Origin of the sequence: Kribbella sp. NPDC003557, from assembly GCF_040610805.1 — a bacterium.
In the GTDB taxonomy this organism is placed as follows: domain Bacteria; phylum Actinomycetota; class Actinomycetes; order Propionibacteriales; family Kribbellaceae; genus Kribbella.
On the sequence record NZ_JBEXMY010000002.1, the window covers coordinates 1,141,689 to 1,157,908 of the forward strand.

16 protein-coding genes are annotated in these 16,220 nt (G+C 68.1%); 6 read left to right on the forward strand and 10 right to left on the reverse strand.

Annotated elements, in window-relative coordinates; translation table 11 throughout:
- The first annotated feature begins 76 nt into the window (after nucleotides 1–76).
- Both ABZW60_RS11490 and ABZW60_RS11495 read left to right on the forward strand, forming a co-directional pair.
- Entirely contained in the window at nucleotides 77–1,534 is a 1,458-nt protein-coding gene (locus tag ABZW60_RS11490; protein ID WP_355475716.1) for a M12 family metallo-peptidase, read from the forward strand.
- A 104-nt stretch (nucleotides 1,535–1,638) separates the two neighbouring features.
- Nucleotides 1,639–3,069 (forward strand): pre-peptidase C-terminal domain-containing protein, encoded by a 1,431-nt coding sequence (locus tag ABZW60_RS11495; RefSeq protein ID WP_355475718.1) that lies wholly within the window; start codon nucleotides 1,639–1,641, stop codon nucleotides 3,067–3,069.
- 51 nt (nucleotides 3,070–3,120) lie between these two features.
- Here the strand turns inward: ABZW60_RS11495 and ABZW60_RS11500 are convergent, their stop codons facing one another.
- Nucleotides 3,121–3,543: a nuclear transport factor 2 family protein gene (locus tag ABZW60_RS11500; RefSeq protein ID WP_355475720.1), complete on the reverse strand. Its 423-nt coding sequence runs from the start codon at nucleotides 3,541–3,543 to the stop codon at nucleotides 3,121–3,123.
- 96 nt (nucleotides 3,544–3,639) lie between these two features.
- Here ABZW60_RS11500 and ABZW60_RS11505 point away from each other — a divergent pair, with 96 nt between their 5' ends.
- A complete protein-coding gene (locus tag ABZW60_RS11505) occupies nucleotides 3,640–4,107 on the forward strand; it encodes a MarR family transcriptional regulator (RefSeq protein WP_355475722.1) in 468 nt (155 codons plus the stop codon).
- 49 nt (nucleotides 4,108–4,156) lie between these two features.
- On the opposite strand, the gene ABZW60_RS11510 is transcribed toward ABZW60_RS11505, so the two are convergent.
- The 9 genes from ABZW60_RS11510 to ABZW60_RS11550 all read right to left on the reverse strand — a co-directional run bounded on the left by ABZW60_RS11510 (nucleotide 4,157) and on the right by ABZW60_RS11550 (nucleotide 11,473).
- On the reverse strand, nucleotides 4,157–5,344 hold the full coding sequence (locus ABZW60_RS11510; RefSeq protein WP_355475723.1) for a M20 family metallopeptidase: 1,188 nt from the start codon (nucleotides 5,342–5,344) through the stop codon (nucleotides 4,157–4,159).
- 176 nt (nucleotides 5,345–5,520) lie between these two features.
- Nucleotides 5,521–6,555 carry a hypothetical protein gene (locus ABZW60_RS11515; RefSeq protein ID WP_355475725.1) on the reverse strand — a complete coding sequence of 345 codons (1,035 nt, stop codon included), beginning with the start codon at nucleotides 6,553–6,555 and terminating at the stop codon, nucleotides 5,521–5,523.
- A 73-nt stretch (nucleotides 6,556–6,628) separates the two neighbouring features.
- Nucleotides 6,629–7,072 carry a hypothetical protein gene (locus ABZW60_RS11520; protein WP_355475727.1) on the reverse strand — a complete coding sequence of 148 codons (444 nt, stop codon included), beginning with the start codon at nucleotides 7,070–7,072 and terminating at the stop codon, nucleotides 6,629–6,631.
- 5 nt (nucleotides 7,073–7,077) lie between these two features.
- Nucleotides 7,078–8,085 carry a hypothetical protein gene (locus tag ABZW60_RS11525; protein ID WP_355475729.1) on the reverse strand — a complete coding sequence of 336 codons (1,008 nt, stop codon included), beginning with the start codon at nucleotides 8,083–8,085 and terminating at the stop codon, nucleotides 7,078–7,080.
- Nucleotides 8,082–8,294, reverse strand: coding sequence for a hypothetical protein (locus ABZW60_RS11530; protein ID WP_355475731.1), 213 nt, complete (start codon nucleotides 8,292–8,294; stop codon nucleotides 8,082–8,084). The genes ABZW60_RS11525 and ABZW60_RS11530 overlap by 4 nt, the downstream gene beginning before the upstream one ends.
- Nucleotides 8,295–8,399: 105 nt before the next feature.
- The gene (locus tag ABZW60_RS11535; RefSeq protein ID WP_355475733.1) at nucleotides 8,400–8,813 is read right to left on the reverse strand and encodes a nuclear transport factor 2 family protein; all 414 of its coding nucleotides are present in this window, start codon (nucleotides 8,811–8,813) and stop codon (nucleotides 8,400–8,402) included.
- Nucleotides 8,814–8,959: 146 nt separating this feature from the next.
- On the reverse strand, nucleotides 8,960–9,790 hold the full coding sequence (locus tag ABZW60_RS11540; protein WP_355475735.1) for a DUF72 domain-containing protein: 831 nt from the start codon (nucleotides 9,788–9,790) through the stop codon (nucleotides 8,960–8,962).
- Between the two features lie 22 nt (nucleotides 9,791–9,812).
- A complete protein-coding gene (locus tag ABZW60_RS11545; RefSeq protein WP_355475737.1) occupies nucleotides 9,813–10,892 on the reverse strand; it encodes an inositol-3-phosphate synthase in 1,080 nt (359 codons plus the stop codon).
- Complete coding sequence (locus tag ABZW60_RS11550; RefSeq protein ID WP_131284360.1) at nucleotides 10,889–11,473, reverse strand: PadR family transcriptional regulator; 585 nt, start codon at nucleotides 11,471–11,473, stop codon at nucleotides 10,889–10,891. The genes ABZW60_RS11545 and ABZW60_RS11550 overlap by 4 nt, the downstream gene beginning before the upstream one ends.
- 215 nt (nucleotides 11,474–11,688) lie before the next feature.
- On the opposite strand from ABZW60_RS11550, the gene ABZW60_RS11555 reads away from it, so the two are divergent.
- From ABZW60_RS11555 to ABZW60_RS11565, 3 genes are all read left to right on the forward strand, one after another.
- The gene (locus ABZW60_RS11555; RefSeq protein ID WP_355475739.1) at nucleotides 11,689–13,170 is read left to right on the forward strand and encodes a TIGR00366 family protein; all 1,482 of its coding nucleotides are present in this window, start codon (nucleotides 11,689–11,691) and stop codon (nucleotides 13,168–13,170) included.
- Nucleotides 13,171–13,296: 126 nt separating this feature from the next.
- Nucleotides 13,297–15,528: a transglycosylase domain-containing protein gene (locus ABZW60_RS11560; protein WP_355475741.1), complete on the forward strand. Its 2,232-nt coding sequence runs from the start codon at nucleotides 13,297–13,299 to the stop codon at nucleotides 15,526–15,528.
- Nucleotides 15,529–15,697: 169 nt separating this feature from the next.
- The gene (locus tag ABZW60_RS11565; RefSeq protein ID WP_355475743.1) at nucleotides 15,698–16,195 is read left to right on the forward strand and encodes a DUF2690 domain-containing protein; all 498 of its coding nucleotides are present in this window, start codon (nucleotides 15,698–15,700) and stop codon (nucleotides 16,193–16,195) included.
- Nucleotides 16,196–16,220: the final 25 nt, after the last annotated feature.

Sequence of the window (16,220 nt, forward strand, 5' to 3'; positions counted from 1 at the left end):
GCTCAGTGCGTTCGCGTACACCGCTCGTGAGTATGTCAAGTGAGGCACGCCGGAGTACCTGAGGAGTTTCCGCCCCATGCCCAACCGCCCCCGCCCCAAGTCACGCCGGATTGCAGGTCTCGCCTGCGCCGGCGCCGTCGTTTTCGGATCCCTGGCCGTCGCGCTCGGCAACCAGGCCGACGCCCAGCAACCCGCTCCGCTCCCGATCGACCAACTGCTCGGCCAGGAGCTGCAGGGCAAGGCCGCGCTCGGCCGGGTCCAGTCCCGGCTGACCGAGATCGCCGCTCAGAACAAGTTGTCCACAGACCACCTCCGGCAGATCCTGGCGACTGACCGGACCGCTTGGCTCGACCGCGGCGGCAAGCTGTTCTACCGCGAGCCGGTCGCCACCAGAGGCGAGTTGAAGACCGCCGCCGCGCCGTCGCCGCGCTGGGCGACCCAGGCCGTCGCCGGTGCGACTGGTCCAGCCTTCGAGCTGCACAGCAAGCCGGGGTCGAACCGGGTCATCTACCTCGACTTCGACGGCCACACGATCACCGGTACGGCGTGGAACACCGGTGGCAAGCCGGCCACCGTCAACGTCACGCCGTACGACACCGACGGCAACACGAGCAACTGGAGCACGGCCGAGCAGGACGTCGTCCGCGATGTCTGGGCCCGGGTCGCCGAGGACTACGCGCCGTTCGACGTGGACGTCACGACGCAGGAGCCGGCCGCGTCCGCGATCACGCGCACCGGTTCGTCCGACCTGCAGTACGGCACGCGGGTGCTGATCGACCCGACCACCTGGTACCAGTCGGGCTGCGGGTGCGGCGGGGTCGCGTACGTCGGCGTGTACGACAACACCAGCAACCACTCGTACTACCAGCCTGCTCTGGTGTTCACCAAGGGCGTCGGCACCGGCGCGAAGAACATCGCCGAGGCCGCGTCGCACGAGGCAGGGCACAACGTCGGCCTCTCGCACGACGGCACGTCGTCCGTCGGGTACTACGCCGGCCATGGCGCCTGGGCGCCGATCATGGGTGTCGGCTACTCGAAGGCGATCAGCCAGTGGAGCAAGGGCGAGTACTCCGGGGCCAACAACAAGGAAGACGACTTCGCGGTGATCGGCCAGAACGGGCTGGCGCTGCGGGCCGACGATCACGGCAACGGCACCGGTGACGCGACCGCCCTGACGCTCGGCACGAGCGTGAAGGGCGTCTACGCCAACGACTCCGACGTCGACACCTTCCGGATCGACCTCGCGGCCGGCACGTTCACCTTCGCCGCGTCGGCGGCCGCGTCCGGCGCGGACCTGGACATCAAGCTCCAGTTGCTGAACTCGTCGGGCGGGGTCGTCGCGACCGCGGACCCGGCGTCCGGGCAGTCCAGCTCGGCCACACCGACCGGGCTGAGCGCGAGCATCAGCCGCCAGGTCGCGGCCGGCCGCTACTACCTGCGGATCGAGAACACCGGGTACGGCAACCCGCTGAACACCGGCTACTCGACGTACGGCAGCCGCGGCGCCTACACCGTCCGCGTCACCGCGGGCTGACCCCTTGAGCCACCCGGGGCCGTCGATCCCACCGAGATCGACGGCCCCGGGGTTGTTGTTCGGGGGGATCCGCCCACCCGGGGGGACGTGAGGAGGAACCCGCAGTGAACAGATTCCGCAGCACCAGCGCACTCGCGTGCGCTGGTGCTGTCGTTCTCGGAGGCCTGGCGGTGGCACTCGGCGCCCAGGCCGATGCGCAACAGACACCGGTCGACCAGTTGCTGTCCGAGCCGTTGGCCGGTGCGTCGGCGCTCGGGAAGGTCCAGTCGCGGTTGCGTGAGGTTGCCGCGCACAACGGCGTACCGACGGACCAGTTGCGGCAGATCCTTGACACTGACAAGACGGCGTGGCTCGATGCCGACAGCAAACTGTTCTTCCGCGAGCCAGGTCTGCCTGCCGCTCGGAAGGCGGCCGAGGCGTCACCGCGCTGGGCGCGGACGGCCGCCGAGGGCGCGACCGGGCCGGCGTTCGAGCTGCACAGCAAGCCGGGCTCGAACCGTGTCATCTACCTGGACTTCGACGGTCACACCATCACCGGCACGGCGTGGAACGCGTCGAAGGGCATTGACCCGGTCAACGTCTCGGCGTACGACACGGACGGCGATCCGGCCAGTTGGAGCACGGCCGAGCAGGACGTCGTCCACGAGGTGTGGGCTCGGGTTGCGGAGGACTACGCGACGTTCGACGTGGATGTGACGACGCAGGAGCCGCCGCAGTCAGCGATCGACCGGTCGGACGCGTCGGACCTCGCGTATGGAACGCGGGTGTTGATCGATCCGGACACCTGGTACCAGTCCGGGTGCGGGTGTGGCGGCGTCGCGTACGTTGGTGTGTACGACAGCACCAGCCAGCACGACTACTACCAGCCTGCGCTGGTGTTCACGAAAGGCGTCGGCACCGGCGCGAAGAACCTGGCCGAGGCGGCGTCGCACGAGGCCGGACACAACGTCGGGCTCTCGCACGACGGGACCTCGACGGTCGGCTACTACCAGGGCCACGGCGCCTGGGCGCCGATCATGGGCGTCGGGTACTACCGCGGCATCAGCCAGTGGAGCAAGGGCGAGTACGCCGACGCGAACAACAAGGAAGACGACTACGCGGTCGTCGGATCGCACGGACTCGCACTGCGGGCAGACGAGGCTGGTGACACCGTAGGCGACGCTGCCGCGCTGACCGTCGGTACGCCGGTGCCGGGGATCATCGCGGCCTCAGAGGACACTGACGTCTACGGCTTCGAGGTCAGTGCTGCCGGCAACTACACCGCGACGGCGAGCGCCGCTCCGAGCGGCGGCAACCTCGACATCAAGCTGGACCTGCTGGACAGTGCCGGCGCGGTCGTTGCCTCGAACGACCCGGCATCCGGGCAGAGCGACGCCGGTACGCCGACGGGGCTCGGCGCGAGTGTTAGCGGCAGCTTGCAGCCGGGTAGGTACTACCTGCGGATCGACAATGTGGGCTACGGCGACCCGCTGAACACGGGCTACTCGACGTACGGCAGCCGCGGCGCCTACACCCTCGGCATCTCGCCCTCCTGATCCCTGTGGCTGGCCGGCCTCTGGCGGGCCGGCCAGCCACAGGCCTCGTTCCTAGAGCGCACGCTCGAGCGCCGCGGTCAGTGCGACCGGGCGTACTTCGAGTCCGTCGAACCGCCAGCCCTTGTCGGTGCGGCGTGCACGGTACAGGTGGACGGCGGCCGCGATCGCCTCGGTCTTGTCGTCGAGGACGTAGACCGCGGTGTCGTGCGCGCGCACGGTTGCGGTGTCGCCGTCGACCTCGATCACGAGGTTCGACTTGTTGTGCAGCGTGCGGGCGTAGTCGTCGTGGCGCGCTCGTGCCAGGTCGATGACCGCCTCGACGCCCTTCGCCTCGCCCCGGCGGGAGGTGACGACGACGTCCTCGGTGAAGAGACGGTCGCTCTCGTCGTACCGGCGCTCGTCGATCCACAGGCTGTGGCGGGCGACCAGGTCGGCCAGCTCGGTGCGGTCGATGAGTTCTTGCAGCTCGGTCATGGCGGACTCCTTGAATGGTTAGTCTTACTAACGTTGGCTGTGCCAATGAATATAGATCGTTAGTCCGACTAACGCAAGCGGCGTATGCTGGCGCGTATGGAGCCGGCGGAGCTGCGTTTCGACCATGGCGACGAGACACCGGAGCGCCTCAAGGCGCAGCTGTCACGCCTGCTCGGGATGACCGCCGGCCAGACCCAACGCGTAGCCGCCGACGCACTCCGCGCCGTCGGCGCCCACAAGGACCATTTCGTGGTGCTGGCCGCCTTGGCCGAATTCGGCCCCGCCAGCCAAGCAGCCGTCGCGGGTCGGGCCCGCGTCTACAAGAGCGACCTGGTCGCAGTCCTCAACGAGCTCGAATCCGGCGGCTGGATCGCCCGCACCCCCGACCCCACCGACAAACGCCGCAACATCATCACCCTCACCGCCGCAGGTGAGGACCGCCTAGCCGAACTGGACCGCATCCTCACCACGGTCAACGCCCACATCACCGCCCCGCTGACCCCGGAGGAACGCTCCCAACTCTTCGCCCTGCTAACCCGAATCAACACCCACCTGTCCCAGTAACCAACGCCGGGCGTCGGTGCTGGTAGGTCGGCGGGGGGTGGGGTTCGGGTTAGGAGGGGATCAGGTGGTGGGTGGCTAGGTGGGCCAGGGCGGTGGAGGTGTCGGCCAGGACTGAATCGTCGAAGCGGACGAGGCTTGAGTGGTTGGAGGGGGCTTCGTCGGGGGTTACGTCGTCGGGGCGCGCGCCGACCATCGCGAACGTGCCAGGTACCTCGCGCAGCACCATCGAGAAATCCTCGGCGCCCATCAGCGGGTTCTCCAGCGGCTGCACCCGCTCCGCGCCGAACACGCCGGTGAGCACGTCGAAGGTCTCCGCCGTACGCCCGGCATCGTTCACCGTCACCGGGTACTGCGGGTTGAGCCGCGCGTCGACCGTGCAACCGTGGGCGGCCGCGATCCCCTCCGCCAGCGCCGGCAGTTCGCGGGTCAACTGGTCCAGCATCGCGTCCGACAGCGTCCGCACGGTGGCGCCGAGGCGGGCCGTGTTCGGGATGACGTTGATCGCGACGCCGGCCTCCAGTTGCGTCACCGTGATCACCACCGGGTCGAACACGTTCACCCGTCGAGTGGTGTACGCCTGCAGCGCCAGCACGATCTCCGCGACCACCGGCACCGGATCCACCGTGCGATCGGGCATCGATCCGTGGCCGCCCTTGCCGCGCACCGTGATGTGGAGCTGGTTCGAGCTTGCCATGATCGTCCCGGGCCGTAGCTGGAACGTTCCCTTCGCCGCCTGCGCCCAGACATGCAATGCGTACGCCGCGATCGGCTTGTCGCCGCTCGCCTCCAGAAGGCCCTCGCGCAGCATGTACCCCGCGCCGCCGAGGCCTTCCTCGCCTGGCTGGAACATGAAGATGACGTTCCCGTGCAGTTCTTCCCGGTGCGCGCTCAGCAGCCGTGCCGCTCCGATCAGCCCCGCGGTGTGCAGATCGTGGCCGCAGGCATGCATGTTGCCGTTCTCGGCCGCGTACTCGAGGCCGGTCTCCTCCACCACCGGCAACGCATCCATGTCGCCGCGCAACAACACAGTCGGCCCGGGCGTGCCGCCTCGCAGCACCGCCACCACCGACGTCACCTCGTTGCCCGTGGTGACTTCCAGCGGCAACCCCGCCAGAGCATCCATCACCACCGCCTGGGTCCGAGGCAGCACCAATCCCACCTCGGGCTCCCGATGGAGCACACGCCGCACCTCGACCAGCTCGGCCAACCTCTCAGCACCCTCAGCAACCAGGTCCACCGACACTCCTCTCGTCACAGCCTCCGCGTCCGCGCCTTCCGCCGGCATACTCGGCCCGCAGCCAGTCGTACGTGCTCTTCCGGCACGAGTCACCGTACCCGGGGCGCGGCACCCCGTCCGCGTCCCTGGCAAATCACCCAACTCCATCCTCGCCGACCGTCCACTGGTCTGCAGCGTCACTCCCGGGACAACCCGCTAGACCCAGGCGCCTCCCGCCGACGCCCACCAGCCGAAGCACTCCACCCCGACAGCCCATCCGAACCCGCACCACCCTGCCCCGCACCACCCTGCCCCGCACCACCCTGCCCCGCACCGCCTTGCTCTGGACCGCCTTGGGCCGCGCCACCCTCGGCCGGACTATGGGCAGCTCGGCTGTCGTGGTGGGGTGTGGGGTGTGTGCGGCCTGGGGCCGTGGTGGCGCCCAGGCCGGCGTCTAGTGCTCGGCGTAGGTCCTGGTTGGCGGACCAGTGGTTGGCGATCTTCTGGATCTCGTCGCCTGCCTTCCGGACGGCGCTTCGGCCCGCGAGACCGGCCATGCGAAGGTCGGAAGGATCGTTCTTGTCGTAGTCGTACACAGCGGCGATCGGCCCATGCATAGCCTCGGCGATGCGGCTGATCGCATCGGCCTTCGCGGTCTCAGGAACCAGCTGGCTCAGATGCTTCGTGTACAGGAGCTCCGCGGCGACCCGGAACTTCTCCGCGGTGTTCACCACCGCCATCCGGTGGATCACCTCGGCGGGCTCCAGATCGACGTCCGCACCGACCGCAGCGCTGAACGCGTCGACTGCAGGAATGTAGGCCGCATAAGCGTGCGGAGCCTGCACATCCTTGATGCCCGGAGCGATCCGCTCGAGATCGAGCTCGTCGATGAAACGGTTGAGCTCATTCTGCGTCGCCCGCTCCGTGACTCCCTCCTCGAAGACCTTGTACGCCCTGCCCTCGTACTCATCGAGCGGGAAGGCCAACGACGTACCCGCCCCGGCCAGCAGATGGATATTCTCGTGGAACACGGTGCGCAGAGCTTCGCGGTACCTGTCCAGTGTCTCTTCGTCGTGCTGCAGGTACGCACGATCGAACATGTCTTGCAGCGGCTCGATGACATCCAGCGGGTGGTACTGGATCGTGCCGTTCCAGGTCACCCTCGACACCTGGTCGTCGCCGTGCGGGAGCACTTCGTAGCGCTTGTTCCAGGCCGAGTGGTGCGCGCCCATCACCGCTACCGTGAGGTCCGCCTGGACCCGCATCAGCTCGGCGAAACTCGTGATCACCGGTCGACAGTCCTCGCTACTCGGCGTTCCCCGGAGCGTCTCGTAGGTCGGGGTTGTTGAAGCGGATGCCTTCGATGTCCATGGCGAGCGGCTCGCCGAGCTGACGGATCCGGGTTGCCTCGACCCCCGCAACGGTCTGGGCGATCCGGCCGATCTCGGCGATGGCGGCCTGGAGGAGCTCGATGCGTTCGGCCGGGGTGCCTGTGGAGCCGAGCGCTCGTGACTGCACCCGCATCGCTGCCGCCGTTTCGTCCGACATCGGAGGGACCTTGTAGTTCAGCACGCCTTCCAGTGAGGCCAGGCTCCGCTCCGCGCGCTCCCGGTCCGCCGCCGGCTCCACCGCCGGGACCAGGCTCCGCAGCCGTTCGACCTCGATCGGCAGCTGCTCCTCAGGGATCTCCTTGGCCATCACCGCCTCGACCAGCCGCTGCTCCTCTTGGTCGTACGCCGCGTAGTCCATGGCCCTCAGTATCCCGGTGGTCGGGGGCCGCTCGGGGATCTTCGCTCGTGAACCAGGTGACCATGCGCGTCGCGGGGGCGGGCGGGCGACGTGTGAGTGGTCGCCGGATGTCTGAGGGTCGGGGTGGCGATCCCGGACAGAGCTGATTGGTGAGGTGACGGTGCACTGCGGATCGGTGTGGGAGGCGGAAGGGCGCAGTCGTCGGAACGGCTCGTGCACTCGGTGGTGTGAGTTTCGCGGTCGATGGCGGCGAGGAGCTGGGTGGCGGTGCCGAGGGAGTGCTTGGCTGCCGTGGCGGGTGGGTCCAGTTCGTGAGTCTCCAGCTGGGCGAGCCCGGAGCGGAGCATCGACTCGATGCGGGAGCGGGTTTCGGTGTCACGGAGGTCGTGGGAGCTGCAGGTGTGGTCGACGAGGAGGGGAAACTGGCCGGCTGCGGTCTGGCGGTTGAGGAGGGCGAGGGTAGCGCCGGGGGAGAGGTTCTTGCGGAGGTCGAGGTCGGTGGTGATCTTGCGGACGGCAGGGACGAAGGCGGCGTAGTACCCGGTGGACCGGACCGAATCGATGCCGGGGGCAACCTTGTCGATCCCCAGCCGGTGGATGAAATCGTCGAGGTGGTCCTGGGCCCAGGCTTCGGTGACACCTTCCTCCAGTTGGCGACTGCCGGGTTTGGTGAAGGCTTCGCGGGCCGCCTCCTGGGTGGCGTCCTCCGGGCCGAGGAAGTGGGCGTGCTCGTGCAGCAGCGTCGCCAGGGACTCGCGGTAGGCGACGAGGGTCGGAGTCGGCCGTCCTTCGCCGGCGTGTTCGTACAGGTGGCGGAGCGGGTCGACGATCGACTCGCGGTCGAGGTAGAGCGTGCCGTCCCAGTGGGCGAGGCCGAGCATCGCGCTGGACGATTCGATGATGTGGCCGTTCCACGCGGACCGGTCCGCACCCGCCAGCTCGCGGGCGGTGTCTCCGCTCGCCGCCAGGAGCTCCGGGACCGAGGTCGGGTGGGCCGCCAGAGCCGTCGTCACGAGCCCAGCGCGGAAGAGAGCCGGACCAGTGAGTCCGCCGTCCGGCGGAAGCGCGCGCGATCGTCCGGATCGTCGGCCTGAGCGGCGAGGCGGACGAGTTCGGTGATCAGCCAGTCGGCCCGGGCCTGCCGTTCGGCGCGCGGGGCGAGTGCGGCCGGCGGCAGGTCGGGTGCTGTGCCGGGCGTGGGGGTACCGATCGAGTGCTGCATGAGATGTCCTCCCGAGTCGTGAAGTCGGCGGAGAACATACGGAGATCGGCCCCGGAATCCACGGCGGATTTCGGAACTGTGGATAACTGCGGTGTATCGATGGACCTACTGCTGTGCGGACTCCTGCAGCTCGTGGATCAGCGCCGCGATCGGGAAGTACGCCCGAAGCGCCGTGATGCGGTCGCCGTCGACCTCGTACACGACGGTGTACGGCAAGCGGACCGTGGTGCCTGTCGCCGGTACGCCGGCGAACTCGGCCGTGTGCTTTCCGGCGAAGACGGCCTCCAGAGCCGCGACGCCCTCGCCGTACATGACGTTTCTGATCTCCGGTGCCGCGTCGAACAACTGGGTGTGCAGGGCGAGGATGAAGTCGCGCACGGCCTCCCGGCCGCGCACCTCGTCGCCGGTCTCCATCGTTGTCCACAAGATGTCGTCACTGAAGAACGACGCGAAGTCGCCGCCGTTCAACAGCGCCGCCAGGTAGTCGCGCAGCGTGGATTCGGTCTGTGCCACAGACATCTGGGGCCCCTTTCCACGGAAGGCCGCGGCCCGATGTCGCGGCCTCTGGACCGGCATCCCGGTCCCCCCACCGGCCAGTCAAACACCGTGCCGGCACCCGGGAAAGGGGGCTCCGAAGCTGAGCGTGAAGGTCAAACGCATGACGTTCAGAACAGTGTAGGCGGCTCGCTCGCGACGGGCTCGGGGAGCGGGGCGAGGTCGGGTACGGCGGCGGCGACGGTGGCGTGGAAGCGGCGGGCGAGGTTGAGCGACTCGGCGTTGTCCGGCGTGTGCAGGAAGATCGTCGGGGAGCGGCCTTCGGACAGCCAGCCGACGACGAGTTCGACGAGGTACGCCCACCCGTCGACGGTCTCGTCCACGGAGTCGCGACCGATGTAGCGGACGATCGGGTGGCCGGTCAGCGCGCGGGTCCGGCGGGCGACGCGCGGCTTCTTCATCCAGGCGTCCCGCTCGGCCAGGCTGATCGGGCGGCGGGCGAACAGCGTGCCGGTGTCGAACGGGATCCACTCCGCGTTCGCGCGCGCCAGGACATGCTCGAGGTTCGCCGCGGCGCGGGGGTCGTCGAAGAAGTCGCGGTGCCGGACCTCCACGGCGTACCGGTGGTCGCGGGGGGCCTGGTGCAGGAAGGCGGCGAGCGCGCCGAGGTCGGTCGGCGAGAACGCGGCCGGGAGCTGGATCCAGACCGCGTGGTTACGCGGGCCGAGCGGCTCGATCGCCGCGAGGAACGCGCGGAACTCGGCGTCGACGTTCGTCAGCCGGCGCTCATGCGTGACGACCTGCGGCAGTTTCACCACGAACCGGAAGTCAGGCGGGGTCTGCGCGGCCCACGACGCCACCGTCGACACCGACGGCGTCCCGTAGAACGTGGTGTTGCTCTCCACCGCGGTGCACCACGAGGCGTACGACCGCAGCTTCTCGCGGGCCGGCTGCGGCCACGCGGGATGTGTCCACTGGGCACATCCCACGTGAAGCCGCATCGTCACAATCTAGCGAGGAACCTCAGCGCTCGATCTCGCCGCGGATGAACTTCTCCACCTGCTCGCGGGCGACGTCGTCGGCGTACTGCTCCGGCGGCGACTTCATGAAGTACGAGGAGGCGGACAGGATCGGGCCGCCGATGCCGCGGTCCTTGGCGATCTTGGCGGCGCGGATCGCGTCGATGATGATGCCGGCCGAGTTCGGCGAGTCCCAGACCTCGAGCTTGTACTCCAGCGAGAGCGGGACGTCGCCGAAGTTGCGGCCCTCGAGCCGGATGAACGCCCACTTGCGGTCGTCCAGCCAGGCGACGTAGTCCGACGGGCCGATGTGCACGTTGCGGTCGTCGATCTCGTCGCGCAGCTGCGAGGTGACGGACTGGGTCTTGCTGATCTTCTTGGACTCCAGCCGCTCACGCTCGAGCATGTTCTTGAAGTCCATGTTGCCGCCGACGTTCAGCTGGTACGTGCGGTCCACGGTGACGCCGCGGTCCTCGAACAGCTTGGTCAGCACCCGGTGCGTGATGGTGGCACCGATCTGCGACTTGATGTCGTCACCGACGATCGGCAGGCCGGCGGCGGTGAACTTGTCCGCCCACTCCTTGGTGCCGGCGATGAAGACCGGCAGCGCGTTGACGAACGCGACACCGGCGTCGATGGCGCACTGCGCGTAGAACTTCGCGGCCTGCTCCGAACCCACCGGCAGGTAGCACACCAGGACGTCGACGGCCGCCTCACGCAGCGCCGCCACGACGTCGACCGGAGCGGCGTCCGACTCGGTGATGGTCTCGCGGTAGTACTTGCCGAGGCCGTCGAGGGTGTGACCGCGCTGCACCGTGATGCCGGTCGGCGGCACGTCGCAGATCTTGATCGTGTTGTTCTCGCTGGCGCCGATCGCGTCGGCGAGGTCCAGGCCGACCTTCTTGCCGTCGACGTCGAACGCGGCCACGAACTCCACGTCCCGGACGTGGTAGTCGCCGAACTGGACGTGCATCAGACCGGGGACGCGCTCCTCGGGCTTCGCGTCGCGGTAGTAGTGCACGCCCTGGACGAGCGAGCTTGCGCAGTTGCCGACGCCGACGATCGCTACGCGGATCGAGGTCATCTGGAATCTCCTTGGGTAGGCGGGTGGTGCTGGTCAGGGGGCCGCTGTTGCCGCCGCTCGCCGTCGATCAGCTCGTTCAGCCAGCGGACCTCGCGCTCGGCCGACTCCAGGCCGTGCCGTTGCAGCTCGAGGGTGTAGGCGTCGACCCGCTCCGCCGTCCGGCTCATCGCCGCCCGGAAGTTGGCCAGCCGCTCCTCCATCCGGGCCCTGCGGCCCTCGAGGATGCGCAACCGGGTGGCCGGATCGGTCCGGCCGAAGAACGAGAAGCGGACGCCGAACGTGTCGTCCTCCCAGGCCGACGGGCCGGCTTCGTGCATCGCGTGCGCGAAGTAGTCCTTGCCGTCGGCGGTGATCGTGTACACGATCTTGGGCCGTCGCCCCGACTCCGGTGTCCCGGGGTCGGCCGTGATCAGCCCGTTGCGGAGCATCGCTTTCAGGCACGGGTACAGCGAACCGAACGACAGCACGCGTCCCCAGCCGAACTGGGCGTTGACGCGCTTGCGGAGCTCGTAACCGTGCATCGGCGCTTCGTGCAGCAGACCGAGTACGGCGAGCTCGAGGACCCCACTGCGGTTTCCCATGAGCTACCTCCCTCGGTCTAGTTTGTCATGACCTGATGTATCGGTTCGATACATCGTGTCGCCACTGTAAGCAGAGTCGAGCCCTGTGGACAACTCTTGACAAACAAGACCTTTGTCACCTACGTCCGGCGGCACGCCCGGGAAACCTGTTACGTCAGAGGCCGATCTGCGTTAATCGAATGACACCCAGCGTCGTAGCCCGGGAGCGGACAGTAATGACCGACAGTCATGCGAAGCACGCCAGGCCCGACGTCGCCGCCGAGGGCGCGCTCGCCCGGCTGGCGCTGCGGTTCACCGCGTTCACCGAGAAGTGGCTGCCGGACGCGTTCGGCTTCGTCCTGGTCGGCACGTTCGTGGTACTGCTGTTCGGCCTGGTCACCGGTGAACCGCTGCTGAAGCGCCCCGACGACCCGGCCGCGACCAAGGGCTTCGGGCTGGTCGATGCCTGGGGCATCGGGTTCTGGTCGCTGATCACGTTCACCCTGCAGATGGCGATGATCATCATCGGCGGGTACGCCGTCGCGACCAGCGGACCGGTCGCCAGGCTGATCACCCGGCTGGCGCGGATCCCGGCGAGCCCGCGCAGCGCCGTCGCGTTCGTCGCCGCGATCGCGATGCTGGCGTCGTACCTGAACTGGGCGTTCAGCCTGATCTTCGCGGCGATCCTCGCGCGCGAGGTGGCCCGCAACGTGCCGAAGGCGGACTATCGCGCGCTCGGTGCGATGGCGTTCCTCGGGCTCGGGACGGTGTGGGCGCAGGGCCTGTCCGGCTCGGCGGCGTTGCAGGTGGCGAGCGCGAGCAGCAGCCCACCGCCGGTGCAGGAGGTGATCAAGGCCGGCGGCCACGCCGACGGCCTGATCCCGCTCAGCGACACGATCTTCACCTGGCAGGCGCTCGCGGCGACGCTGATCGTGTACGTCGTGGGCGTCGCGATGGCGTGGTTCGTCGCGCCGGGCGAGGGCAACGCGCGGACCGCGGAGCAGATCGGTATCGAGCTCAGGCCGCTGATCGGGCGCGGCTCGGCGTACAACGGTCAGCGTCAGGAAACGCGCAGACCCGGTGACTGGCTCGAGCACTCGCCGCTGTTCAGCCTGCTGGTCGTCCTGCTCGGCGTTGTCTATCTGGTCCGCTACTTCAGCGGAAAGAGCTTCTTCAACGCACTGGACCTGAACACGGTCAACCTGATCCTCTTCCTGCTGGCCCTGCTCCTGCACTGGCGACCGTGGCGGATGGCGCGCGCGGTGCGCGACGGTGCGCCCGCGGCGGCCGGCGTACTGCTCCAGTTCCCCTTGTACGGCGGGATCTTCGGGATGATCGCGTACACCGGGATCTCCGCGCGCCTGGCCGGATGGCTGGTGCAGGCGAGCAACCAGTTCCTGTTCCCGCCACTGGTCGCGATCTACTCGTGCGTCCTCGGCATCTTCGTCCCGAGCGGCGGCAGCAAGTGGGTGATCGAGGCACCGTACGTGCTGCAGGCCGCGAACGAGCTGCGGGTCGACGCGGGCTGGATGGTGGTCGTGTACGACCTCGGCGAGGCGAGCGCGAACCTGCTGCAGCCGTTCTGGATGCTGCCGACGCTCGCCATCCTCGGCCTCAAGGCGCGCGACATCATGGGCTACACCTTCACGATGTTCCTGGCGTGTTTCCCGGCCGCGCTGATCGCCGTGACATTGCTCGCACCGCACGTCACGGGGTAACCGCTTGCACCGGTTTTGAGCCCCGCCGGACCGGCTTGCTAGCATCCGGAGCGGATTCGGGCGTATTACCACACCCACCGTAGTCTGTGGGGCAATGACTTCCGCGAGATCGTCGAGGATTGCACAGTGAGTGAAGCTCGTAGAAAGGCCGCCCCGCCTCCCCGGCGGAAGAAACATTGGGCGGTCCGGGTGCTCGGCTGGGTGGCCGCACTCGTCTTCCTCGGCATCATCGGCTCGGTCGCGGCGTTCTTCGTCGTCTACCAGACCACGAAGATCCCGGACCCGAACAAGGAGTTCGCCACCAACACCACCACGGTGACGTACGCCGACGGGCGCAACCCGCTGGGCACCTTCTACGAGCAGAACCGGCACACCGTGCCGCTGGCGCAGATCCCGAAGCACGTCCAGGACTCGGTGATCGCGGCCGAGGACCGGACGTTCTGGACCAACCCCGGCATCTCCCCGAGCGGCATGGTCCGGGCCGCGGTGAACATCGCCCGCGGTGAGCAGTTGCAGGGTGGTTCGACGATCACGCAGCAGTACGTGAAGATCATGTACCTGACCCAGGAGCGGACGGTCTCCCGGAAGTTCAAGGAACTGTTCATCGCGACCAAGCTCGGTCGGCAGCAGGACAAGAGCAAGACCCTCGAGGGCTACCTCAACACGATCTACTTCGGCCAGGGCGCGTACGGCATCGCCGCCGCCGGCGACACCTACTTCGGTGTCAAGGAACCGGCCAACCTGTCGGTTCCGCAAACGGCACTGCTCGCGACCGTGCTCAACAACCCGACGCTGTTCGACGTCACCGACACGGATCCGCGCACCAAGACCCGGATCATCGAGCGGTACAGGTACGTGCTCGACGGCATGCAGCAGATGGGCACGATCTCCGAGGCCAAGGAGAAGCAGTACGCCAACAGCCTGCCCGACCTGAGCAAGATGAAGAAGAAGAGCAGCCGGTACGCCGGACCGAACGGCTTCCTGCTCGACATGGCGCGCAAGGAGCTCGCGCAGCGCGGTTTCGACGAGGACGAGATCACCGGCGGCGGCCTGAAGGTGACCACCACCTTCAACTACACCCAGCAGAACAAGATGCTGAAGGCCGCCAAGGAGCAGCCGAAGAAGAACGCCGGGCTGCACGTCGGAATGGCCGCGGTGCAGCCGGGCACCGGGCAACTGCTGGCGATGTACGGGGGGCCGGACTTCCTGAAGAGTCAGCTGAACTGGGCGACGACGAAGGCGAGGCCGGGTTCGTCGTTCAAGCCGTTCGCACTGGCCGCGGCGTTGAAGGAGGGCAAGTCCCTCTGGGACACCTACCAAGGTGACAGCCCGATCGTGATCCAGGGACAGAAGTTCGGCAACGAGCTGAACACCGACTACGGCGACGTCACGCTGATGAAGGCGACCGAGCAGTCGATCAACACCGCCTTCTACGAGCTGGTCGACAAGACCATGGACAACGGCCCGTCCAAGGTTGTGGACGCGGCCGAGGCCGCCGGCATCCCGGCGTCCAAGACGCTGGAGAAGGACCGGGGGGCGCCGGCGACCGTGCTCGGCCCGGACGCGTACGCGTCGCCGGTCGACATGGCGAACGCCTACGCGACGTTCGCTGCCGAGGGCAAGTACACGCCGCTGCACGTGATCAAGGAGGTCCGCGGCCCGGACGGCAAGGTGCTGTGGTCGGACGCGACGGTCATGAAGCAGCAGAAGCAGGCCTTCACGCCGGAGATCGCGAACCTGGTCAACTACGCCCTGCAGAACGTGGTCCAGAAGGGCACCGGTGAGGGCGCCAAGGATCTCGACCGTGCGGTCGCCGGGAAGACCGGCACCGCCGGTGGTGTCGCGGTCGAGGACCGCAAGGAGAACGCGGCGTGCGACGGCTGTAAGGACGGCTCGGCGACGCTGACCTCGTGGTGGACGGGGTACACGCCGGACGAGTCCACGTCCGTGTTGTACCGGGCCGGCGCGACCGGTGAGTCGGACCTCGACCCGTACAGCGACGACCCGGCGTTCTTCGGCGGCAACTGGCCGCTGAAGACCTGGCTGGCGTTCATGAAGTCCGCCCTCGACGGCGTACCCGAGGCCGAGTTCAACGAGCCGGACGAGGAACAGATCAAGGACACGTCGACCCCGACGTACACCCCGCCGCCGAGCACGCCGCCGCCGAGCACCCCGCCGCCCAGCACCCCGCCCCCGAGCACGCCTCCGCCGAGCACCCCGCCGCCGAACACCCCGACGGGCAGGCCGACGAAGACCAAGCCGACCCAGACAACGACCACCCCGGTCATCCCGACCCTGCCAACCGGCGGCCCGTCCAAACCGACCGACACACCGCGAACACCCGGCGGCGGTCAGTAGCCCGACCAGAACGGCACCCCGTCCAGGGGTGCCGTTCTCATTTGCAGCAACGTGCAACTGCAGCAAAGTGCAGATTCGTTGACCCGGCAATTTCCGGCCACCTAGCGTTCCCAGAGCGTAAATCGCCAACCGCAGAGCGTAGTTTCTGCTGAGAATCTGGGGGCACTTCATGCTGGGAACCAAGCTGTCCCGCGCCGTCCTGGCGCTCGTCTCCCTGGCCGCGTTCTCGCTGACCGGAGTCAGCTCCGCCAGCGCCGTGGCCTGTACCTACAACAACTGCAACGGCATGGACCCGCAGGACGCCGGCTGCAGCTCGGGGTCGACGACCCTGAAGAACTTCACCACCGCGAAGGGCGTGTACGTCGAGCTGCGGTACTCCAGCACCTGCCACGCGACCTGGACCCGTATCTCGGCGACGTGTACGCCGGGGCAGAAGCCGTACCTCGAGACCGGCTACATCGACTACTACGGCACGTACCACCGGCAGAACATCTACGTCGGTCCGGACCAGACCCTGTTCGGCTGCACCGGTAACGACAACCCGCCCCGCGAGGTCGTCTGGACGCCGATGTCGTCCTTCCACCGGGAGCGGATCACCTACGGCGTCGACGACTACGGCACGCGGCACGCCTACACCACCATCACCAGCTGCAACGACTGCCTCTGAGCATGAGGACGACGAGACGTCAGAG